Raw genomic sequence first — 22,886 nt, 5'->3', positions numbered from 1 at the left:
AGATCGAATCGGCGTTAATCGATCCCGGCAAGCCTTGGCAGAATGGCAGAACCTGTCCGCATTTTTGTGTGCGAGGCGGTTAGCGGAGTCACCCGCGTGCGTTGGTAAAGCGCTCTCCAAACAGGATGGCAAACTGGTTCATCGCGGACGACCAGTCGAACGCCGCGCGTACTGACTTTGCCAGCACGTTGCGCAATGCCAGCCACAGCAGCTTGATGGCGGCCTCGTCATTGGGGAAGTGGCCGCGTGTCTTGATGATCTTGCGTAGTTGCATGTTCAGACTCTCAATGGCGTTTGTGGTGTAGACGACACGGCGTATGTCCGGCGGAAACGCGAAGAACGGTGTGACGTTCTCCCACGCCCGTCGCCACGACTGCACGATAGTCGGATACTTCGCACCCCACGGGCCTTCGGCAAAGGCGTCCAAGGCATGCTGCGCGGACTGTTCACTCGCGGCGGCATAGACCGGCCGCAGCGCTGCGGCCACGCTCTTGCGGTCCTTGTAGCTGGCGTACTCCAGACTGTTGCGGATCAGATGCACGATGCAGGTCTGCACGGCCGTGCGCGGGTACGCCGTGCCAATCGCCTCAGCCAGTCCCTTCAGGCCGTCGACCACCGCGATCAGGATGTCCTGGCAGCCCCGGGTCTTCAGTTCGTTGAACACTTTCAGCCAGAACTTCGCACCTTCGGTCTGTTCGATCCACAGGCCGAGCACATCGCGCTGGCCGTCGGCCTGAATGCCCAGCGCCAGATACACCGCCTTGTTGCTCACCACGCCGTCGCCACGGATCTTCACACGCAGCGCGTCGAAGAACACCACCGGGTACATCGGCTCAAGCGGACGGCTTTGCCAGGCGAGCGCTTCAGCCATGACTTCGTCGGTGACCGAGCTGATGAAATCGGGCGAAACCTCGGTGCCATAGGCTTCGGCCAGAAACGCCTGGATCTCGCGCACACTCATGCCGCGCGCGTACATGGCGATGATGCGCTCGTCGAAACCGGTAAAACGGCGCTCGTGTTTCGGAATCAGGATGGGTTCAAAACTGCCGTCACCATCACGCGGCAGATCGACCCTGAGCGGGCCATAATCGGTGATGAGCGTCTTGCCGCTGGCGCCGTTACGTTCGTTGCCCTGGCCGTCGGGTTTCGGCTGCCCCGCCAGGTAGCCCAGATGCATCTTCATCTCGGCGCCCATCGCGCGCTCGATGAGTGCCTTGTTGAACGCCAGCATCAGGTCCTGGACCTCGGTGGGCGTCATCGGGCCTTTGACCAGGTCATCCAGCAGACCTTCCGGAAGGGCAGGCAGCGGCCCTCGGGCCGCTGCCTGAGAAGCGACGGTGCGTTTCTTCTTCATCGGCATATCCATGACTTTTACCTCTCATAATATGCCTCGCCCACAGAATTACGGATAGGTCCGAATGGCACGAACGAAAGCTTCAACGGTAAATTCCGTGACGAATGTCTTGCCATGGAATGGTTCCGCAATCGGATTGAAGCCAAGATCGTGATTGACGGGTGGCGACGGCATTACAACGAGGTTCGACCGCATTCAAGTCTGAACTACGACACGCCGCTGGCGTACCGCCAGCGCTTAGAAAGAAATCCAACCCAAGCCGTTATTGCTAGAACGCAGTGGTCTTAGAAAAGCGGGCAGGTCACATACACACTTGAATAGGTAGCTTCTCCGCGGCTCTACCTTCCAACATTGCCGACTAAACGCAGCCGTGCGACCCAGAGCCAGCTCTACGGCCGTCCATTCGCACGAACCCTCATTCACCGCGAACAAGCGCGCGACAAAGCCGCGACGAAACTTGATTCTCGGCTGCCATTCGCTATCAACGAACGCGAAGCTATGAAAAGTAGTACGCCCGAGTAGATCGGTGATCGCCGACAACTGCCTCTCGCGAACGCTTGGCGAGCAGGTGATTCCGCGGTCCATGTCCTGCGGAGGTTTTGTGTAATGCCGTCCGCGGATAGCCAAGAGTCTCAACCGGCGAGCGAACATCACACAAGCAGCAGCCCTGTTTAACGGGTCACAGCCGCAATAGATTGCGGGTTCGCCGCAATCGATTTAGGCTTAACCTCACCCCGTGGAGCAGGGAAAACCCTAGAATGGTTAACACTTACACCACTGAGCAGCCGAACCATGAATCTCGCAAAACCCTTGCTTTGTCTCCTTCTGAGCTTCCCCCTCCTAGCAGCAGCCGGTACCGACAACCTTAGCCATGCTCGTGTCGTGGCGGAATTAAGTCAGCTAGAGCACGTCGGATATGTGCCCTCAGAAAGCGACCCTGCCTATCCCGCCAATCTGCAAGCAGCGGAGGCCCACGTACAAATAGCCGTCGCCTCTAAAGCTACTCCGAACGGCGCGACTGCGCTTGGGGGTGCGCCCGAGATCGATGGAGATTCGGGAACCAAGAAGTAAGCGTAGTCCATTGACATCACGACCGCATCGGGGCAGAGGCATAACCGTCCGCGGTCTGACGAAGCTATCAATCGTTCGTTTGCAGCGATGCCATCGACCTGAATAACAATCTATTGAGGCTGAACTGAGGAATCGCTCGGTGTTTCTTCGATTTGAACAACGCGGATATATGGACGAGACGGGCGCCGCGCAAATCACGTATGCGGGTAAAAATAAATAAAAATTAGACTGGACGTGTCTGATTCAATCAGCTCCCGGTTGACGCACGCAACGCTAAAACTGCCATCGGAGAAATGCGCCCTTGTCCCGCTCGTTTCGGAAGACGTTTGACGACGTCGCTGATCACGTAACGCAGGAAGACCGATAGCTCCGGGCATCCTACGACCGGAACCGTGCGTCCGATGGTTAAGCAGCAACATTCAATCGGCTACCTCGCTTTTCCTATGGCGCAATGAAGCGCCACAATCAATACACTGGCGTCCAGCGCCTGCTTGATCGCAATCATGACCGCCGCACGATCATAAAAATGGACGGAGACAAAAAAACATGCCTTATCACACGGCATTACTCGTCGTGGGCTTCACGATGTTGCTCGCGTCAATCGTTTCATGCGGTGGGAAAGACGACAATCCCCCCGCGCCCAGTGTCGAAGTGCTTTCTACACCGCGCGCCGATATGGTCAGCGGCGGTAATGCGCTGATCGGCGTCACTGCAACAGGCGGTGCGATCAACGTGACGCTTAACGGGCACGACGTGACTAGCGCGTTTGCCACGGCGAGCAACGGACGGTCGATAGGCCTCGTGGAAGGACTGCAAACGGGCGCGAACACTATCGTTGCACGCGTTGGCAGTAGCCCGAGCGCCGACCTAACGCTTGTGAACCATTCAATGACCGGGCCCGTCTTTTCCGGAACACAGGAACAACCTTTTGTTTGCCAAACGCAGAAGTTCCCGGTGCCGGGCGTTCCCGGCGCCACGCTCGGGCCGGCGCTGGATGCCGACTGCTCGGTAGCGACGAGAGTCGATTACGTCTATCACGCAACGGATGGTAGTTTCAAAGCGCTTCCCTCAACAAAGACTTATCCGGCCGACCTTGTGCAAACGACGACGACGCGCGGCAAAGCCGTGCCCTACATCGTGCGTGTTGAAACGGGCACGATCAATCGAGCGATCTATCAGACGGCGGTGCTTTTCAACCCAAGCACCGATACAGCGCCGTCGCCGACAAATGCTCCGCCTAGCTGGAATGGACGGCTTGTTTACACGTACGGCGGCGGATGCGTCGGCGGCTGGTACACGCAAGGCACGAGTATCGGAAACAGTAACGGCGTGCTCGAAGATCTTGAACTGCGCCAAGGCTATGCAATCGCCAGTTCGACGCTCAATGTGTTCGGCAACAACTGCAACGATGTCGTAGCGTCTGAAACGACCATGATGGTTCGAGAGCGTTTCATTAAGACATACGGACCGCCGGACTTCACAATTGGGCTTGGGTGTTCGGCAGGTGCAGAAGAAGCCCACACCACGGCCGACAACTATCCGGGACTGCTTGACGGCATCATCGTGGGATGCAGCTTCAGTGAGCCGACTGCGTCGCTTACTTTCCCATACACAGATTCCGACCTTCTTTGGCATTACTTGCAAGGCTCTGCCATCGGATGGAGCGAAGCTCAGATTGTCGCGACATCCGGTCTACCGAGCAGCACCGTCGTACAAGATTTTGCGAACACCATTGCGCCAATGCATAAGCCCATCGATGCGAATTGTCCCGGCCTATCGAGTTCGGAGACGTTCAATGCGACAAGCAACCCGAAGGGCGTGCGCTGCGACTTTTTTGATCACAATGTGAATTTGTTCGGCAAACATCCAGCCACAGGTTATGCGCGCCGTACGATCGACAACGTAGGGGTTCAATATGGCCTTGCGGCGCTCAACGCCGGCGCAATCACCAAGACGCAATTTCTGGATCTCAACGCAAACATCGGCGGCTTTGACAACAACGGGAGTTACAGCGCGTCCCGCGCGGTCGCTGACCCGACGGCACTAGATGTCGCATATAAGACCGGTCGGGTGCTCAGCATGTCTCAAGGCCTGGCGACGACGCCAATTATCGACTATCGCTCCTACGTTGATCTCGTGACTGGCGGCCTGGAAACCCATCAGCGAGCGCAAAGCTTCGCGGTACGGGCGCGGTTGCAGAAGGCAAACGGCAATTTCGACAATCAGGTCATGCTGACAAAGGCCAACACCTACGGCAACATGAGCGACGACAGTCCGGTGGTTCAACATGCGCTGACGCAAATGGATGAATAGCTGACCAATCTTCGCGCTGACACTTCTGGAGACTCTGTCCATGTCCGGCTTGTTCGCGCGAAGCCGGCCGATCTGGTCGATGCATGCTTCGCCGCAAATGACGCAACGAAGATCGCTGAACCACAGGTATATACGGGCAATACACAGTGCAATCAACTGGACCCGCCGCATTCATCACCGCGCCAGGTTGCGGGCGACTCAGTCGCTATGGACATACTCAAGTGCCAGCTGAAGCCAATTTATAATAAGGATTACCAAGTGACGTTCACCGCAACGGAACTTGCGCAGCTTCACTCCACCTTTCCCGACGGCGTATGCGATTGGACTAAGCCCGGTGTGAGTCAGCAGTCGCCAACAGGAACATGGACCTCGTTCGGGACATAAGCAGCGGGCGTCTTCTCCAGAGCGACGCATTGGCAATAACGCCCGCATGAATCCAATGTTAAACGTTTTGTCGGCGCGCGGTCCCCGCAATCGTTTCGAAAGGCGCGCGATCCTTCGCGTCGCACCGGGTCGCGGCATCCGGCTATAAAACTTGAAGATGTCGGCAGCAAGAGAGCTTCCAGAGACACTCAGACTTCGGTGACAAGTCACAAGGCAAACTGAAATTCTGCTGAACAAGGACGGGTGACAATGAACACGCGGATTGCAGGAGCACTACTTTTCGCAGCTGCAGCAGCTGCAGCAGCGGCCTGCTCATCAGGTTCGGACGACAGCGGCCCACCTGCTGTATAGATCGCCAACGGCGCGTTACAAGGGGCGAGACCGTCGGGCGCCCCGGGCGCGGTGTTTGAAGGCATCCCGTTCGCGCAACCGCCGGTTGGCTCATTGAGATGGACTCCGCCCCAGCCTGCGCAGTCGTGGCAGGGCACAAAAGTCGCGACTGCGTATGGCTCAGCGTGCGTCCAAACATTCGACGGTATCAATGTAAGTGGCAGCGAAGACTGTCTGTACCTCAATGTCTGGACACCCGAATGGCCGATCACTGGAAAACATCCGGCGATGCTCTGGCTGTATGGCGGATCGAACACGGGCGGGTCGGCGAATAATCCTCAGTTCGACGGATCGGCGTTGGCAAAACAAGGCGTGGTTGTCGTGACGGCAAATTACCGTCTTGGCGTGATGGGCTTTCTCGTGCACCCCGCGCTTGACGCCGAATCGACGAATCATTCATCTGGTAACTACGCGCTGCTTGATCAATTGATGGCGTTGCGTTGGATACAGCAGAACATCGGCGCATTCGGTGGAGATCCTACAAACGTCACTTTGTTTGGTCAGTCGTCCGGGGGCTTTGACGTACTGCTGCTCGTGACATCGCCTCTTTCGACGGGCTTGTTTCACCGAGCTATAAGCGAGAGCGGGCAGGTTTTATCGTACGGCGGGCCGATGTCTAAGACCACGGCCGAGGCGATGGGACCGAACATTGCGACAGCGCTCGCCGCGCCTCAAGGGGCAAGCGCCTCAACGCTTTCGTATCTGCGGTCACTGCCGGCAGATCAGGTCGTCGCGGGAGCCGGCAAATGGACATCCGGTACGGCGACGCTGCCGGGATCGACCACAGGGCGTCTAACAGCAGTGGACGGCTGGGTGTTACCTGATATTCCCGGGCGAGTCTTTTCTGAAGGGAAAGAAATGGCGATCCCGCTGATGGTCGGAAACAACGCGCGAGATCATGCCGGAATTCTTGTTTCCCGGTTACATCACTGAGAATTTGGTGGCGGACGTTTCAACCTTCTATGGGCTGACTTATGGGCCGGTGGCACTAGCAGCGTATGGCCTTTCGAATGGCGGTACAGGCATTTCCGACCAGCTCTACGGCAATGCGGGCGCCCAGTTCTGGACGGACACCGTGCAACGCTGCGCGGCGATCATGGAAGCGGATTGGCATTCGGCCACCAAAAATCCAACGTTCGAGTACCAGTTCGATCACGCGTGGCCGAATCAGGCGTCTGCCGGCGCGACACATGGCGCCGAAGTACCGTACGTCTTCGGCACGCTCAACGCCGTGACGCCAGCTGAAAGTTGGACGGCGTTGGACTACCAGACATCGACGCAAATGCAAGAGTACTGGACGAATTTCGCTAAGACAGGCAATCCGAACGGATCATCTTTGCCTACCTGGCCGCAGGCGGGAAATGGACAGTTCCTCGAATTCACAGCGACTGCTGGTCCCCAAACAGCGACCGGGCTGCAGCAGACCCAGTGTGGGATATTCAAAGAGTGGGAAACGCGCAACTGTCCACAACAAGTGGGAGTTAATCCGACTATCGGTACGAAGCAGTGAAGGCGTTTGCCGATAAGAAAGTCATCACTTTATTTATGTCTCGACGCTAACGCCACTGCGGGCACCTGCACACGGGTTGTGCACCTATCGAGCGGTATTACGTTCCGAGACACCGAGCGCATCCGGGTACGCGAACCCCGCCTTTACAATTTCCTTCGTCCACGCGTGACATCGTTTCTCCGCAACGTAAATCCGAGCGCAAAGTTGACTCCATTCGTCAACAGAAATCCCAGCGACGATCCCTTTTGATTTGAAGGCCGCAGTAGCCAGCTTCGTTTGGGTGCCATGTTGAGGGCAGCACCCATAGCTCCTGGGTAAGCGACTCGGCACGGCCGTTTCACAGTACTGAATTTCTCGATGCATGATGGGCGCGTTCAGATTGACGGAGACAGTCAGCTATGTCGAACGCAGCGGGCCGTACGCATCCCCGTCGCACGTATGCGCAAGAATTCAAGCAGCAGGTGATCGGGGAGACATTGGAACCCGGCATGTCGGTGTCGATTGTCGCGCGACGGCACGACATCAACGCCAATGTGGTGTTCGGATGGCGCAAGCAATACCGTGAAGGTAAGCTGGCCGTCCCTGCACTCGAAGCCGCGCCGAGCGTGCCCAGCATGAATCTGCTGAGCGTCGAGGTGATCGACTCGGCATTGGTACTGCAGCCGCCGGAGCCTGCAATGGCGTCGCAAGCGCCGAGCGGCGTACCGATGCCGACGCCCGTGTGCGAAATTGAGGTGGAGATTGGCAAACGGCGTGTGAGGATTCGCGGCCTGTCTGCCGAGCGCGCTGAAGCGTTCCTGCAGGAATGCCTGAAGTGATCGCGCTGCCGGCAGGTACGCGCGTTTGGCTCGTGGCCGGCGTGACCGATATGCGCTGCGGCTTCCAGGGGCTGGCCGCGAAAGTGCAGACAGCGCTCGAAGAGAATCCGCTGGGTGGCAACGTATTCATCTTCCGCGGCCGCCGCGGCGATCTCGTGAAGCTGCTTTGGGCGACCGACGATGGCCTCTGGCTGCTCGCAAAACGATTGGAGCGAGGCCGGTTTATCTGGCCCCAGGCCGACGGTGGAAAGATCCATCTGACGAGCGCACAGCTGTCGATGCTCCTCGAAGGCATCGACTGGCGACACCCGCAACGCACCGCTGCTCTGTTGATGTTGTAAACCAGATCGGAGGCTCGTAAACTGCGACGCATGTCCAGAGATGCGCCGCTTCCCACCACCGTCGCTGAGCTCCAGGTTTTGGTGCTCGAGCAGCAGGCGTCGATCGAGAACATGGTGCGGGAGATCGCCGCACGGGACGACGAAATCGAACGCCTGAAGGCGCAGATCGACAAGCTCAGACGGATGTACTTCGGGAGCAAGTCCGAGAAACTGGCCCGGCAGATCGATAAACTCGAGGCGCAGCTGGAAGACCTGACGGCCGGTCAGGGCGCGGCCGAGACGCGAGGACACCGAGACAAGACGTCGACAGCGCCGCCCGGTCGAGCGCCCACGCGAGAGCCGCTGCCGCCGCACTTGCCACGCGATGAAATCGAACTCACGCCGAATCCGGCTTGCCCCAAGTGTGCGACAACGATGCAGCGACTCGGCGAGGATGTCTCCGAACAGCTCGCGCGCGTGGCGGCTGCGTTCAAAGTGATCCGCACGATCCGTCACAAGCTGTGCTGTCCTGACTGCGGCCACATCGAACAGCCCGCGATGCCCAGCCTGCCGATCGAGCACAGCATCGCGCATCCGAGCCTGCTGGCCGACATTGTGGTATCGAAGTTCGCCGATCACCAACCGCTGTATCGCCAATCGGAGATTGCGGCACGCGACGGCGTGACGCTGGATCGCGCCAGCATGGGCCGCTGGATCGGGCAGATCGCCGAGCTCTGCGGGCCGCTTGTTGAAGCAATCCAGCGCTACGTGCTGGTCGCCGGCAAAGTACACGTCGACGACACACCGGTTGCGGTGCTCGCGCCAGGCAACGGAAAGACGGTGACCGGTCGCTTCTGGGTCTACGTGCGTGACGATCACCGCTCGGGCTCGACTGAGCCGGCTGCAGTATGGTTCGACTTCTCGTCGAATCGCAAAGGCGTACATCCCCAGACCCGGCTCGCCGCATTCCGCGGGATCCTGCAGGCCGATGCTTACGCCGGTTTCGATCAATTGTATGCGAGCGGCGAGATCCACGAAGCGGCATGCTGGGATCACGCGAGGAGGTACATCTACGATGTTCACGCGCGCACACCGACTCCAGATACCCAGCAACTGCTCGAGATGATCAGCGAGCTCTACAGTATCGAAGCCGACATCCGGGGCAAGGCGCCTGACGAGCGGCTGCGCTTGAGGCAGGAAAAGACCAAGCCGTTGCTCACGAAGTTCGAAGCGACGATCAGGGCGAAACTCGCGACGCTGTCGACGAAGTCCGCGCTCGCCAAAGCAATCAACTACTCGCTGAACCACTGGGCGGCGCTCGTATTCTACTGCGAAGACGGTCAAGTCGAGATCAGCAACGTGCTTGCCGAGAACGCGCTGCGCTGTGTCGCGCTCGGACGCAAAAACTATCTGTTCGTCGGCTCCGACAGCGGGGGCGAGCGGGCCGCCGCGATGTATAGCTTGATCGGGTCGGCAAAGCTAAATGGGATCAACCCGCGCGCCTACCTCGAATACGTCCTGACCCACATCGCTGATCACAAGATCTCACGCATCGACGAATTGCTGCCCTGGAACGTGGCCGACAAACTGAAGCCGGCCACTCCGCCTACACCTTAACCGGATAGATCTGGAAGATTTGGATGGATCATGTCCACGATCGCCTGTGATCTAAATGATTTCCGGCACGCCATCAACATCACCATCATGCCTCACGCGCGCACGAATGAGGAACTGGCCCAGCCGAGTCGCTTACGCTCCTGGGTGGTGTTGCCGGTTTTCAACTCATGCTCGCGTGAATGCCGGAGACGTACCTTGGCACGACAGTCACCTACACCAAAGAGGCGCGGTAAGGGCCCAAGAAGCAATGCTGCTGTTAAGCATAAATCTATTGCGTGGGCCTCTTTTCAATAACAATGCGCAAGTCCTGACGCTTAGACTCGTATCACTCGCTTCGTCAAGGCAACAAAATTCTGGAGACATCGATGCAGAATCTTATGCTGGTTGGCACGGCCGCAAATCGTCCCAATACTGTGGGATCAATTTACGCGCTTCACCCTGGCGGTGATTGGGAGCAGGTCACCGGTATCCCATCCGATGCATCCGTTCAGGCGATCACACCTGACCCAACGGACGCTAACGTTCTTTACGCTGCCGCCCGGAAGGGCCTTTTCCGCAGTCGCGACGGCGGCAAGAGTTGGCACCGACTCAATGTCACCGACGAGAACGTGCAATTCTGGACTGTGGTTCTCCATCCGAACCAACCTCGCACGGTCTTCGCTGGCGCCGGTCCGGTAAGCTTTTATCGTAGCGACGATGGAGGCGATTCATGGCGCCAGTTGAAGGCGGAATATCCGGAGCGCTTCAAGATTTCATTTGGATCCTCTCGTGTCATGCGGATTGCGTTTCACCCCTTGAATCCGGACACCATGTATGCGGTTGCTGAGATCAACGGGTTCCTCGTAAGCGAGGACGGTGGCGAAACGTGGCGTGGCGCAAACGAAGGACTCGCAACGCTTGCGCAAGAACCGCACTTGAAGAGCCGGCTGGAAACCGACGACGAAGCGGAGGGTATGTTCGACGCCCACGCAGTCGCTACAACGCCGGCCGACCCTGATGCCGCGTTTTATATCTGCCGCATGGGCGTCTTCGAAACGCGCGACAAGGGTAAGACTTTCCGCGACCTCGAAGTCGGCAAATACGCACCTTTCTCGTATGCACGAGACTGCCGCGTTGTGTGCGACGACCCAAAAAGGATGCTTGCTTGCTTCAGTATTTCGTCGCGAAGCGAAGCGGGGGCACTCTACGCCAGCGACGACGTCGGTAAGACCTGGTATCGGGCCGATGCTGCGGTCGATCCGCGCAGCACGATGCTCGGTTTCAACGTTCATCTGAGCGATCCGCGCGGGGTAATCACTGTCACGCGTGGCGGCCAAGTCTTCTTCACGACTGATGGTTGTAAAACATGGACCGAGAAGCCACTTCCCGCTGATGCCGGCGATGGATTTTGCACGGCCATGTTGTGAGAGAAGACCCGACACTACGTTTTCCATAACATATCGAGACGGCAATGGCAGAACGACTCAACGGTGTGATCCGTGCGCTGGAAACTGGCAAGCGCATCGCCTTCACGTCATTTCTTCAGGCAGAGATAGAAAACGCAGTCGCGTTCGCACAGTCTTCCAATGACGGCGTTGTATTCGAGCTCGAACATAACCCATGGGACATACGCGCACTGCGTGAAGCAATGCAGTTCCTGTTATTGCGCGAAAAGATCGCCAAAGCGGGGTCGGTCGCGTGTCAGATGACGCCAATCGTGCGCATTCCGCCAAGTGGCAGCGAGATGAATTTGTGGTTCGCAAAACAAGCGCTCGATCTCGGTGCATACGGCATCGTTTGGCCGCGGATCAGCACGCCGGAAGAGGCTTACAACGCGGTTTCCGCATGCCGTTATCCGCGACTGAAGACCGCGCCTCGATATGAACCGGCGGGTCTGCGCGGCGATGCGCCGATGCCAGCCGCGCGCTATTGGGGCGTGTCGCAGCAGGAGTACTACAAGCGTGCCGACGTGTGGCCGCTTGCGCCAGATGGCGAAGTCCTGACCATCCTGATGATCGAGGATACGCAGGCGATCGAGAACATCGAACGGATCGTCAAGGAGGTGCCGGGCATCGGCGTGTTGCTGATCGGAGAGGGCGATCTCACGCAGGAGCTCGGCTGTCCACGAGAGTACGACAACCCGGAGTTGCTGCGGATGATGCAGCACGTGCTCGAAGTCGGCAAAGCGCACGACATTCCGGTGGGCCATCCGCATGTGACGAAGAGCAACGTCGCGAGCGTGATCGAGCAGGGCTACCGTTTTCTGATGACGTACCCACGGCGCGATTTTTCGGCACTCGATACCGGCCGTTCGCTCGCCGAGCGTGTATAGAACGGGAGAATCCACATGAGCAGAACATTATCGATCGTGCTTGGGCCTCATGGTCAAGTGCAGGATCTGAAGAGCGGCGCCGTGCGCGTGGATGGTTTCGATCTGGCGTTCACCGAAGTGAAGCGCATGCCCGACGTGTATCGCGAGATGGCGCGAACGCAACCATACGACGTTTGCGAAATGGCGCCGACATCGTATCTGATGGCGCGCGCAGCCGGTGCGCCGCTCACTGCATTGCCGCTTCCGATGACGCGCCGTTTTCGCCACGGCGGTGTGCAGCGTCTGCGACATTCGTTGGTGCGGCAGCCCAGCGATCTCGAAGGCCGTGCGGTCGGCGTGCGCACATATTCCGTGACGGCCGCCGTATGGACGCGCGGCATCTTCGCCGACGAATACGGTCTCGACTCAGACAAGGTCACCTGGCTCACGCAGGAAGCGGAGAATGTATCCGGCTTTGCGTTACCGCATAACGTGCTCTGCGTCGACAAGGACAAGCCGTTCTCCGATTTGCTGCGCGCGGGTCAACTCGATGCCGTTTTCGCCGGGCTAGCGGGCGGAGCCGAAGGGCTCGAGGATGAACTCGTCGATCTCGTGGACGATGCCGCCAGCGCGGAGCGCGCCTGGTTTGAGCGCACCGGCATCTATCCGCTGCATGGAGTGATCGTCGTGAGGAACGACGTCTTGGATGCTCATCCGCATCTGCCGACGACGCTGTTCGATGCGTTCAGCGAAGCGAAAGGCAACTATCTGGCGCGGGTGCGGTCCGGCGAAGCGGACGCTCCGGAGGACGCGCGTTATAGCAAACTTGCCACGTTCGTCGGAGATCCGCTGCCCTACGGCATTCAGGAAAACCGTGCCTCGTTTGATGCGCTGATTCGCTACGCTCATCGGCAACGCCTCATCGACAGCCTTCCCTCGCTCGATGAAGTGGTGCTTGACCCCCAGCGCGCGACCGTGGCGAACACGACACCTAAGGTGCTCGCATGACCAGCACAACGATTGAAAAGCAGGAGTCTCGCATGGCCACGCTAAGCGCGATGATGGGCAGCTATCCAAAGACCGCTGCGCTGAAAGAGGGCGTCGTTGTTTCGCCGGTCGTGCAACTCGAATTCGCACCGGTCGACACCGCGCAGACGGCATTCAAGGAGGTTGTGCGCGAACTTAAATTCGATGTCGCAGAATTGGCGATCATGACCTTCCTGCAGGCGTTCGATGCCGGCAAACCATACCGGATGTTGCCGTTCGTGATGAACGGTAACTTCCATCACAAGAGCATCCTGTGCCGCGCTGACGACCCACTCACTCCCCGCGAACTTGCTGGAAAGACTGTGGCCATGCGCGCCTATACGCAGACGACGCCCGCCTGGGTGCGCGGCATCCTCGCCGATGAGTACGATGTCGATCTGCGCGACGTCCGGTGGATCAGTCAGGAGGGTGCGCATGTCGCGGATTACAACGAACCGGAGTGGGTCACGCAAATGCCGGAGAAGCGCGACCTTGAAGCAATGCTGCTGGCGGGCGATGTAGACGCGATCATCTCGGGCGGCAAGCCCTCCGGCAACCCTGGCGTGCGTCAGTTGATTCCCGATGCAAAGGCGGCAGCGCTTGCGTGGTATGAGCGCACGCACGCCGTGCCGATCAATCATGTCGTTGTGGTGCGCGAATCCATTGCGGCGACGCGCGACGGCGTGGTGCGAGAGCTGTACCGTATGCTATGCGAAAGCCGCACCGCGAGCGGCGAGATGCCCACGGCGACCGGACCTGACCTGCAACCCATCGGTTTTGACGCGCTCGCACCGGCGCTCGACATTGCCATTCGTTATGCGTTTGAGCAGAAGCTAATTTCGCGCCGCTTCAGCATCGAAGAACTTTACGGCGATGTAACGGGCCAGCTCGCGTGACACGCCGCACAAAAATCGAGGGGACATCATGACATCAGCAATACAGGGAATGACACACGTGCGTTTAAGTGCGCCGGATCTGGGCCGCATGCAGGCGTTTCTCGAGGATTTCGGTATGGCGCTCGCGCATCGTGACGAGAAGCGCCTGTACATGCGAGGGGTTGGCGATTCGCCATTTCTGCATGTGACTGAACTTGGTGAACCAGGCGTCGTCAGCTTCGGCTATCAGTTGCGCGATCCATCGCTGCTCGATGAGGTCGCGAAGCTGCCAGGCGCACAGGGGATCGAGTCGATCGACGCGCCGGGTGGCGGCAAGCGGGTACGCATTGTCGATCCGAACGGATTCACGCTGGAATTCATGGCCGAACAAGAGCGCGTCCCGACACTGCAACCGCGTGTCGTCGTGCGAGGCGCTGACGGCGAAAGCCGCGTGCTTGGTGCGGCGCGCGTGGTGCGCATTGCGCATACCGCTTATGCAACACCCAATCTGGCTGACATGATCGACTGGTACCAGCGTACCCTCGGCTTGCTGCCGACGGACGAGCTTTTCGTCGGCTCACGTGACAATGTAATTGGCCGCTTCAGCCGCGTCGATCTCGGCGACGAGCTCGTCGACCATCACGTCATCTTTTTGTTGCGCGGTGCGCGAGCCGGTATGCACCACGTTTCATATCAGGTTGAAGGCGTTGACGACATATTCTTCGGCTTCGATCACATGACGCGTCAGTCGCACGATCACGTGCGAGGCATCGGTCGGCATGCGCTTGGCAGCCAGATCTTCAATTACTGGATGAGCCCGTTCGAGCAGATGCACGAGCACTGGATCTCTCACGAAAAAATGAATGCGCAAAGCCGCTTCAACGATATCCAGATCGGGGAAGGCATGAGTTACGACACCGGCGAGCGACCGCCGGAACGCTTCGTCAAACAGGCGACGCCAATCGTGGCCTGGCGAAACTGAATCGTCTAGTACGATCCCTAGGGGACTATCAAAATGATTATCGATTGCCACGGGCACTTCACGACAGTGCCCAGGACGCTGCACGCCTGGCGCGAGCGACAACTCACTTGCGAACGCGGTCATTATGGCGAGCCGCTCTCTATCAGCGACGATGAACTGCGAAACGCGATCGAAAACGGTCAGCTGAAAATTCAGCGCGAACGCGGCCTCGATCTCACGCTGTTTTCACCGATCGCAGGGCAGATGGGACATCACTTGGGCACGCTCGACAAAAGCATCGAGTGGTCGCGCGTCTGTAACGATCTGATTGCGCGGGTCGTTGCGCTGTATCCACGCAATTTCGCAGGCGTGTGCCAGTTGCCGCAGTCGCCGGGACAAAGCCTCGATGCCTCTGTGCGTGAATTGGAGCGCTGTGTGAGAGAACTCGGCTTCGTAGGTTGCAATTTGAACCCGGACCCATCGGGCGGCTACTGGAAGACCGCGGCGTTGACTGACCGCGTCTACTACCCGCTCTACGAGAAAATGGTCGAACTCGATGTGCCCGCAATGATCCACGTGAGCGGTTCATGCAACGCGTGCATCCATCACACGGGCGCGCATTACCTGAATGGCGACACGACCGCGTTCATGCAGTTCGTGCAGAACCCGCAAGTGTTCAAAGACTTCCCGACGCTGCGCTTCGTGATTCCGCACGGCGGCGGCGCGGTGCCCTATCACTGGGGACGCTATCGCGGGCTGTCGCAGGACCTCGGGCACGGCGAGCTCGACGATGGCCTGATGAAAAACGTGTTCTTCGACACATGCGTTTATCACCAGCCGGGCATTGACCTGCTGACCGGTGTGGTGCCGCACCGAAATATCCTCTTCGGCTCCGAGATGATCGGTGCGGTCAAGGGCGTCGATCCCCGGACCGGCCATCACTACGATGACACACGCCGGTATGTGGCCGCGACACCGAACCTGGACGATGCGGCACGTGCCAATGTATTCAGCGGCAACACGCTTGACGTCTATCCGGCGTTACGCGCGCATTTTGCCTGACCTCGACAAGGAAACGACGATGGACCTGGGACTCAACAACAAAACCGCGCTCGTCTGCGCGTCGTCGCGCGGACTCGGTTTCGCCTGCGCGACGGCGTTGGCCCGCGAAGGCTGCAACGTGACGATCAACGGGCGCGAGAAAAGCGCCTTGGATGAGGCTGCAGCGCAAATCGAGGCGCTAACCGGTCGCCGACCCACGATTGCATGCGCGGACCTGAATAGCGAACCGGGCCGCGCTGCGCTGATCGACGCCTGCCCCGCGCCGGACATCCTGATTAACAACAATGCGGGACCCGAGCCCGGCAGGATTGCCGATTGGAGCCGCGACGACTGGCTCGCCGCGATCGAGGCCAACATGCTCGCGCCCATCTTCTTGATCAAGCAATACGTGCCGGGCATGCGCAACCGGCGCTTTGGCCGGATCGTCAACATTACCTCGGCGATGGTCAAGTCGCCCAGCGCCACAATGGGATTGTCGGCCGCAGTGCGCGCGGCGGTGACCGCCCTGAGTAAATCGGTGCAGCGCGATGCGGTGGTCGACAACGTAACGATCAATAACCTGTTGCCCGAGCGCTTCGATACCGACCGGCAAAAGTACATGGCCGAGCGGATGTCGAAGAAGGAAGGAATCAGCGTGGCGGAGGCGAAGCAGCGCATTGCGGCGACCATCGCCGCGAAGCGTCTCGGAGAGCCAATGGAATTTGGCGATGCATGCGCGTTTCTATGCAGCGCGCAGGCCGGGTTTATCTCGGGACAAAACCTTCAACTCGACGGTGGCTCCTACGCGGGCCTCGTCTGATTCACTTCGATAACGCTCAAACGGAGATTCAGCGTGAAATATGCAAGCTTTTCAATCGGCGAACGCACGAGCTATGGCATCGTCGTGAAGGATGGAGTGATCGACCTGGGACGCCGGATCAGCGATCGCTACCCGGATCTGAAGTCGCTGGTTGCGGCGGGCTTTCCGGCCGAGGTCGGCGTGCTCGCCAGCGAGCCTGCCGACCATGCCCTGGAAGCGATTACCTTTTTGCCGCCTATCGCGAACCCGGCACACATCTGGTGCCTCGCACTCAATTATGCCGAGCACCACAACGAGGTGCAAAGCGCGGGCCGTGTGCAGGAGCTGCCGAAGCAGCCTGCGCTGTTCGCGCGCGCGGCCGACTCGCTGACCGGCCACGGCCAGACGCTACGTCATCCAGGCGTATCGGAGCAGTTTGATTTTGAAGGCGAGCTAGTGGTGGTGATCGGCAAGCCCGGCTACCGCGTCGCCGCCGAGAATGCGTTCGATCATGTCGCCGCGTACACCATCATGAACGAGGGCAGCGTGCGCGACTGGCAATTTCATACACGCCAGATCACGCCAGGAAAGAACTTCTGGCGCAGCGGAGCGATTGGTCCGTGGCTTGTGCCCGCACAGGAAATCGAGGATGTCGATGCGCTGCGCATCGTTACGACGCTGAATGGCGAGACGATGCAGGACGAGTCGGTGAGTGCGATGATTCACAAAATTCCGCGATTCATCGAATATGTGTCCACGATCGCGCCTCTCGTGGCCGGCGACATTCTCGCAACGGGTACGCCCAGCGGCGTCGGCTTCTCACGTCAGCCGCCGCTGTTCATGAAGCCAGGCGACACCTGCGAGATCACCATCGATCGGATCGGCACGCTGTCCAATCAGGTCGCCGTGGACTAAACGGGCGCGAGCCGTTTCCGTCCGTGATCACAAGAGGTTGAAAGGTCGAGATGGGAAAGATCGAACCCGGTGCTTACGCAAACAGCAATCCGCCCGCGATGCGTGAACTGCCGAGCTTATGGCAGTTGCGCGTATTTGAGGCCGTCGCACGGCACGAGAACGTGACGCAGGCATCACAGGAGTTGTTGCGGTCTCAACCCACCACCACCTCGTCGATCGCGGCCTTCGAGACGGCGCTTGGCGTCACGCTATTCGAGCGTTCAACGACGGGCACATGGCTGACGCCAGTGGGCGTCGCGGCGCTGGTGCGCGCGCGGCGCATGCTGCAGAGTGCAGAAGAAGCCGTGGCGGCTCTGAATAGCCCGCGCAAGGTGTCGCCGCTTGCGCTTGCAAGCGGTATCACGCGTACACAAATGCGTTGCCTCATCGCAATCGAGGAATGCGGCTCGTTCCGCGCGGCGGCACGCAAGCTCGGCATCACCGAGGCGTCGTTGCAGCGCGCGGCGCGCACGCTCGAACACAATCTTGGCGTGGCGCTGTATCGGCACACGCCGTCGGGCGTGATGACCGCCGAGACCGGCGCGGCGTTCGCGCAGCGGCTGAAGCTCGTGTCGAATCAGATCGCGGCTCTGGTCGAAGCGGTGGGCGCGTTCGAGTATCCGAGAGAGCGATCAGTGACGGTCGGCGTGCTGCTTCTAGACCCGACCATCCTCGTTGTCAACGCAATCCGCGCACTTGGCCGACAGTTTCCGGACACGCGGGTGACGATGCTGAGCGGCATATATGAGACGCTTCTCAATAAGCTATCGCGCGGCGATATTGATTTCATGATCGGGTTGCTGAAGCAGCCGGGTCGCGACTTCGACTTTATCGAGGAGCCGTTGTATCGCGAGCGGTACTTCGTAGTCGCCAGCCGCGATCATCCGCTCACGCGCGAACAGGTGCTATCGGTGGAATCGTTGCGCGGATATCCGTGGGTTCTTCCGCCCAAAGGATCACCACGCCGCGAGGCCTATGAGAATTTGTTTTCCGAGGGCACGCCGCCGCCAGCGAGCATTGAAACGTATTCACTGTCGACTATCCGTATCGTTTTGACAGACATGGACATGCTCACCGTGCTCAGCTGGACCGAGATCCTCAGCGAACGGCGTTTTGGACTACTCGCACCATTGCGAGTCGACGTGCCATGGAAAGGACCAATGTTCGGCATCACCATGCGGCGCGACTGGGCGCCGAATGAGGTGCAGGCGGAATTCGTTCGCAACATCAGGGAAAACGCCGCGGCGATTGCGGCGGGGTCTAACGAAAACTAGTGTGCGACGCGGTTGAGGCTGTCTTTATGAGCTAACGCTGCGTCTTGAAAGAACGAGAACTCACGGAGATGAATCATGCTTGGCGAGCACACTGGGCGCAGCCCGTTCCAGGATCAGACAAAGATAACTTCCAACCAGAAGATGCTGATTGCGCTTGTCGGCATCGGCAGCATGCTGGAGTTTTGGGACGCGTATCTGATCGGCTTCATCATGGCGTTCCTGATCAAGCCATGGGGGCTCACCTACGGCATTATGGGCGCGGTGCTGTTTGCGTCGGGCGGGGGCGCGATCATCGGCGCGGCGGTGTGGGGCGCGTTGGCTGACCGCTTTGGTCGGAAGCCGGTGTTCGTCGCGTCGCTCTTGGTGCTGGGCGCAGCGAGCGTTGCGCTGGCGTTCACGCCGGAGCGCGGTTGGATATACATGGCAGTACTGCGCGTGGTCATAGGTTTTTGTTCGGCGGGATATTTCATTCAGATCGCACTGGTGCAGGAATTCACCCCGCCGAAGCGCCGCGGCATGCTGACCGGCGTGGTATCTGCGATCACGACGGGCGGATTGCTTCTTGGTGCGTTAAGTGGCGCCTGGCTGATTCCAGCGATAGGATGGCGCTGGACCTTCGTTCTCGGCGCAGCGCCCGCCGCCATCGCCCTGATCGGCGCATTGCGCGTACCGGAATCGCCCCGGTGGCTCAGCCTGCATGGGCGTCGCGACGACGCGCGCCGCGCTGTCGCATGGGCGCGTGGCGATGATTCGTTTGAATTCGACCGGGCCATTGCACCACCGGCTGCAACCCGCAGCTGGTTCGATATCTTCCAGTGCCCGCGCAACGTAGTCACAACGGCGCTCGTCAATATTGGCCTCATTTCCGGCTACTACGGCATTGTGCTTTGGGCGCCGACGCTGATGTCGCAGATTCAATCGCTCGCGCCGGTGACCGCGTCGAAAGTCATGATCGGCTTCAGTCTGCTTGGCATCGTGTCTCGGCTCGCGGCGGCCGCGCTTGCGGACCGGATCGGTCGCCGCAAGACCGGCGGTTTCTTTGCGCTCGCGTCGGCGATCGCGCTTGTGTTTGCCGGTTATATCGGCCACGGCGATTTGTTCTCTCCGTCGTTGTTCTGGCTGCCACTCCTGGTCGCGTTCGTCTTTGCCGATGGCAGCTTGTCCGTGTGCGCCGCCTATTCGACCGAGGTGTGGCCGTCGCGCTTGCGCGGTTCAGGCGCGGGCTTCGCCGGCCTCGCCGGTTCGGTCGGCAAGATTCTTGGACCGTTGGGGCTCGCTTTGACCGCAGGATCGAGCAACGTCGTGATGCCGTCGGCCACGGTGTCAGTGATCGTTCCGGCATTTCAGTTCCTGGCCGCGTGTCTGGCCGTGTGCGGACTAACGTACCTGACGATCGGCATCGAGGCGCGTGGCAGGACACTCGAATCCTTCGACCAGGCCGAAGTGAACGACGCCCCGGTGCTTGACCAATCAGAGCAAAGTCAACGCGGCTGAAGTGCGATACCGGCACAGCAAAAACATATGGCGGCTACGCGTTTCCGATTGGAACTGCAAAACGCCCTGCCATAGACTGGCCACAGTTCGATAAAAAGCAGCCAGCCGCCGTGTTCGAAACTTCGCTCACAGAAGATTCCAAAATGCAGATAGTAGATGCTCAAGTTCATGCTTGGTCGAACGGTGAATCGACGGGACACCACCGGCGCACGCCGATCACCGCTGAAGTGCTGGACTCGGAGATGCAGCAGGCAGGCGTCGACCGCGTGGTGCTGGTGCCGCCCCTATGGGATCCGCAGGGCAACGCGTATTCGCTCGCACTTGCGCAAGCTCAGCCTCAGCGTTTCGCGGTGATGGGGCTTCTCGACGTGCCGCCCGAAGACGCTGCGCAGCGTATGCGTACGTGGTGCGATCAGCCCGGAATGCGCGGGATTCGTTTTCTGTTTAACACAAAAGAGCGGCTCGCGCCGCTCACTGATGGTCGCTACGAAGCCCTGTGGCCGGTGCTCGAAGAGATGGCGATGCCAACCGCGCTACTGGTGCCCAACGCGCTGGAGCAGGCGGCCAAGATCGCGCAAAATCATCCAAATTTACCCCTTGTCGTTGACCACCTCGGCGTGCCGCGCGGGGCCTCAGGCCCAGGTGCGTTCGAACACTTGCCGGCGCTGCTCGCGCTTGCGCGCTATCCAAACATCAGCGTAAAGGCTGTGGGCGTGGGCGACTACGCGCTCGATCCGTTTCCCTTTCACTCGTTGACGGAGACGCTTCGGCGGGTGGTCGATGCGTTCGGCGCACACCGCGTGATCTGGGGCAGCGATCTGTCGCGGCTGCACCATTCGTATCGGCAGTGCGTGACTCACTTCAGCGAGCACCTTTCATGGCTCGCACCCGAGGACGTTGAACGGATCATGGGCGGCAACCTGCTGCGCCTATTGCAGTGGGGCACGTGAGAAGGGGCGGTTCAATCGCATTTTGACAATGACACAATGATCGAAGCCAAAGCATATTGGCCTATCTTCAGGAGACGATAATGCTCAAGGCAGGAAGCTGGCCCTGCATCATTTTGCTGTACATCTTCGGCACGGTAGCGACGTCGCTGGTTACTCAATCGGTGCCGGTGATCGGCGACATCGCCGCGTACTTTCATCTGTCGCATGCAACGTCAGGCTGGGTCATCTCAATCCCATCGCTCATCACGGCGATCTTCGCCCTCTTCGCGGGGTGGTTGGTCGATCGCATCGGCGACAAGCGGGTGATCGTCGTAGGATCCGCATTTGCCTTCGTGGGGAATATTGGGGTGTTCTTCTCGCACGAACTGACGATGCTGTTCATAAGCCGTCTGCTCGAAGGCGTGGGCTATTTGTCGCTGACCGTCGGAGCGGTCACGCTCATCATGCGTACGACGAGCGGGACGCGGCGCAGCATCGCGCTCGGACTCTGGACTTCGCATACGGCGGTCGGCATCGGTCTCACGTTGAGCATCGTAGCGCCGCTTGCGCAAAGGGGCGACATGTGGCGGTGGGCTTTCGGAGGACACGCGGTCTTAATGGGCGTGCTCACGCTTGCTGCATTTCTCCTGCCGGCCAAGCAGGGCGCGACACACGATCGCCGGTTGAGCGACATCTGGCTAGTGCTGAGGAGTCGCACACCGTACAAGCTCGCACTCGCCTCGGGTTCGTCGGCCTTTATCCAAACGGGAGTGATGGCCGCGCTCACCGTCTATCTCGCCACGCGCTTTCAGATTTCGATCGCTTCGGCCGCCGGCATTGGGACGCTTGCCGAGGTCTTCGTTGCGATCGCATGTCTTTCGGTCGGTCATTTGCTGAAAGCAGGGGCGGGCGTACGGACCCTCGCGCTCGTCGGCGGCACGGTGATGCTGGCAGGCGGTGTGGTGTTGTACTTGCCCGCGACATCGCTGATTGGCGCGAGCATCGCGGTATGCGCGTTCTCTGCGGGCGTCGGCACGGTAATCGGCACGATCTGGACGCTGTTGCCTTCGGCAGCGCCGACGCCGGCTACGCTTGGCGCAACAAGTGGCCTTGTGTCCCAAGCAACTTACCTCGGTGTGCTGCTGGGGCCGCCCGCGATCTTTGCGACGTTCTACGATGGCGGCTGGTCGATCCGGGTGATGCTTGTCGTGCTAGCGACGCTTCTGCAAATCGCGCCGGTGGTGCTGCGCCCGCGGTCGGACCGCCGGAACGGCGATTCCGCCGAGACGCATGCATTGCACCCGAACTGATCTTTTATGAGGCGCGGACCGGCTGAGTTCTTGGTCCGCGCCATCGTCCTTTCCTACCGCTAGTTGATCCGGCGCAACGTCGCGCGCCGGCGGGGCGGCTGCGCGCCCGAAAAGCGCGTACCGCGTAGATGTCGACGCGCACTGATATCCGCATAC

At 59.6% G+C, this 22,886-nt stretch carries 19 protein-coding genes and 2 pseudogenes; 20 read left to right on the top strand and 1 reads right to left on the bottom strand.

The features are described from left to right. Window positions 1-88 precede the first annotated feature (88 nt). Window positions 89-1,360 carry an IS256 family transposase gene (locus P9250_RS31020; RefSeq protein WP_409015004.1) on the bottom strand — a complete coding sequence of 424 codons (1,272 nt, stop codon included), beginning with the start codon at window positions 1,358-1,360 and terminating at the stop codon, window positions 89-91. Between the two features lie 57 nt (window positions 1,361-1,417). Here P9250_RS31020 and P9250_RS31015 point away from each other — a divergent pair. The 20 genes and pseudogenes from P9250_RS31015 to P9250_RS30920 form a co-directional block, all read left to right on the top strand. Next, window positions 1,418-1,642 (top strand): annotated as a pseudogene (locus P9250_RS31015) (transposase); the annotation flags it as partial. Between the two features lie 504 nt (window positions 1,643-2,146). After that, entirely contained in the window at window positions 2,147-2,425 is a 279-nt protein-coding gene (locus P9250_RS31010; RefSeq protein WP_310397127.1) for a DUF4148 domain-containing protein, read from the top strand. A 546-nt stretch (window positions 2,426-2,971) separates the two neighbouring features. Then, a pseudogene (locus P9250_RS31005) lies at window positions 2,972-5,122 on the top strand (DUF6351 family protein). 402 nt (window positions 5,123-5,524) lie between these two features. Next, complete coding sequence (locus P9250_RS31000; RefSeq protein ID WP_310397126.1) at window positions 5,525-6,445, top strand: carboxylesterase family protein; 921 nt, start codon at window positions 5,525-5,527, stop codon at window positions 6,443-6,445. Further along, window positions 6,411-7,022 (top strand): carboxylesterase family protein, encoded by a 612-nt coding sequence (locus tag P9250_RS30995; RefSeq protein WP_310397125.1) that lies wholly within the window; start codon window positions 6,411-6,413, stop codon window positions 7,020-7,022. The genes P9250_RS31000 and P9250_RS30995 overlap by 35 nt, the downstream gene beginning before the upstream one ends. Window positions 7,023-7,420: 398 nt before the next feature. Continuing rightward, window positions 7,421-7,840, top strand: a complete 420-nt coding sequence (tnpA, locus tag P9250_RS30990) for an IS66-like element accessory protein TnpA (RefSeq protein ID WP_310397123.1) — start codon at window positions 7,421-7,423, stop codon at window positions 7,838-7,840. Beyond that, entirely contained in the window at window positions 7,828-8,181 is a 354-nt protein-coding gene (gene tnpB, locus P9250_RS30985; protein WP_409014990.1) for an IS66 family insertion sequence element accessory protein TnpB, read from the top strand. The genes tnpA and tnpB overlap by 13 nt, the downstream gene beginning before the upstream one ends. Before the next feature lie 30 nt (window positions 8,182-8,211). Continuing rightward, complete coding sequence (gene tnpC / locus P9250_RS30980; RefSeq protein WP_310397120.1) at window positions 8,212-9,777, top strand: IS66 family transposase; 1,566 nt, start codon at window positions 8,212-8,214, stop codon at window positions 9,775-9,777. A gap of 365 nt (window positions 9,778-10,142) precedes the next feature. Further along, window positions 10,143-11,183 (top strand): hypothetical protein, encoded by a 1,041-nt coding sequence (locus P9250_RS30975; RefSeq protein WP_310397117.1) that lies wholly within the window; start codon window positions 10,143-10,145, stop codon window positions 11,181-11,183. A gap of 44 nt (window positions 11,184-11,227) precedes the next feature. Further along, window positions 11,228-12,088 carry an aldolase/citrate lyase family protein gene (locus P9250_RS30970; RefSeq protein WP_310397114.1) on the top strand — a complete coding sequence of 287 codons (861 nt, stop codon included), beginning with the start codon at window positions 11,228-11,230 and terminating at the stop codon, window positions 12,086-12,088. Between the two features lie 15 nt (window positions 12,089-12,103). Next, window positions 12,104-13,075: an ABC transporter substrate-binding protein gene (locus tag P9250_RS30965; protein WP_310397112.1), complete on the top strand. Its 972-nt coding sequence runs from the start codon at window positions 12,104-12,106 to the stop codon at window positions 13,073-13,075. A 32-nt stretch (window positions 13,076-13,107) separates the two neighbouring features. Next, window positions 13,108-13,989 carry a phosphate ABC transporter substrate-binding protein gene (locus tag P9250_RS30960; protein ID WP_310397110.1) on the top strand — a complete coding sequence of 294 codons (882 nt, stop codon included), beginning with the start codon at window positions 13,108-13,110 and terminating at the stop codon, window positions 13,987-13,989. Between the two features lie 28 nt (window positions 13,990-14,017). Continuing rightward, complete coding sequence (locus P9250_RS30955; RefSeq protein WP_310397108.1) at window positions 14,018-14,950, top strand: VOC family protein; 933 nt, start codon at window positions 14,018-14,020, stop codon at window positions 14,948-14,950. 33 nt (window positions 14,951-14,983) lie between these two features. Continuing rightward, window positions 14,984-15,991, top strand: a complete 1,008-nt coding sequence (locus P9250_RS30950; RefSeq protein ID WP_310397106.1) for an amidohydrolase family protein — start codon at window positions 14,984-14,986, stop codon at window positions 15,989-15,991. A gap of 19 nt (window positions 15,992-16,010) precedes the next feature. After that, complete coding sequence (locus P9250_RS30945) at window positions 16,011-16,790, top strand: SDR family oxidoreductase (RefSeq protein ID WP_310397104.1); 780 nt, start codon at window positions 16,011-16,013, stop codon at window positions 16,788-16,790. Between the two features lie 33 nt (window positions 16,791-16,823). After that, window positions 16,824-17,684 carry a fumarylacetoacetate hydrolase family protein gene (locus P9250_RS30940; RefSeq protein WP_310397102.1) on the top strand — a complete coding sequence of 287 codons (861 nt, stop codon included), beginning with the start codon at window positions 16,824-16,826 and terminating at the stop codon, window positions 17,682-17,684. A gap of 50 nt (window positions 17,685-17,734) precedes the next feature. Further along, complete coding sequence (locus tag P9250_RS30935) at window positions 17,735-18,997, top strand: LysR family transcriptional regulator (protein WP_310397100.1); 1,263 nt, start codon at window positions 17,735-17,737, stop codon at window positions 18,995-18,997. Window positions 18,998-19,072: 75 nt separating this feature from the next. After that, window positions 19,073-20,491 carry an MFS transporter gene (locus P9250_RS30930; protein WP_310397098.1) on the top strand — a complete coding sequence of 473 codons (1,419 nt, stop codon included), beginning with the start codon at window positions 19,073-19,075 and terminating at the stop codon, window positions 20,489-20,491. 110 nt (window positions 20,492-20,601) lie between these two features. Further along, entirely contained in the window at window positions 20,602-21,441 is an 840-nt protein-coding gene (locus P9250_RS30925; protein WP_310397096.1) for an amidohydrolase family protein, read from the top strand. 80 nt (window positions 21,442-21,521) lie between these two features. Beyond that, a complete protein-coding gene (locus tag P9250_RS30920; RefSeq protein ID WP_310397094.1) occupies window positions 21,522-22,730 on the top strand; it encodes an MFS transporter in 1,209 nt (402 codons plus the stop codon). Window positions 22,731-22,886 lie beyond the last annotated feature (156 nt).

Source organism: Caballeronia sp. LP006, assembly GCF_031450995.1.
Lineage (GTDB): Bacteria > Pseudomonadota > Gammaproteobacteria > Burkholderiales > Burkholderiaceae > Caballeronia.
Note: the sequence above shows the minus strand (reverse complement) of the source record. Positions and strands in the feature narration are given on the sequence as shown.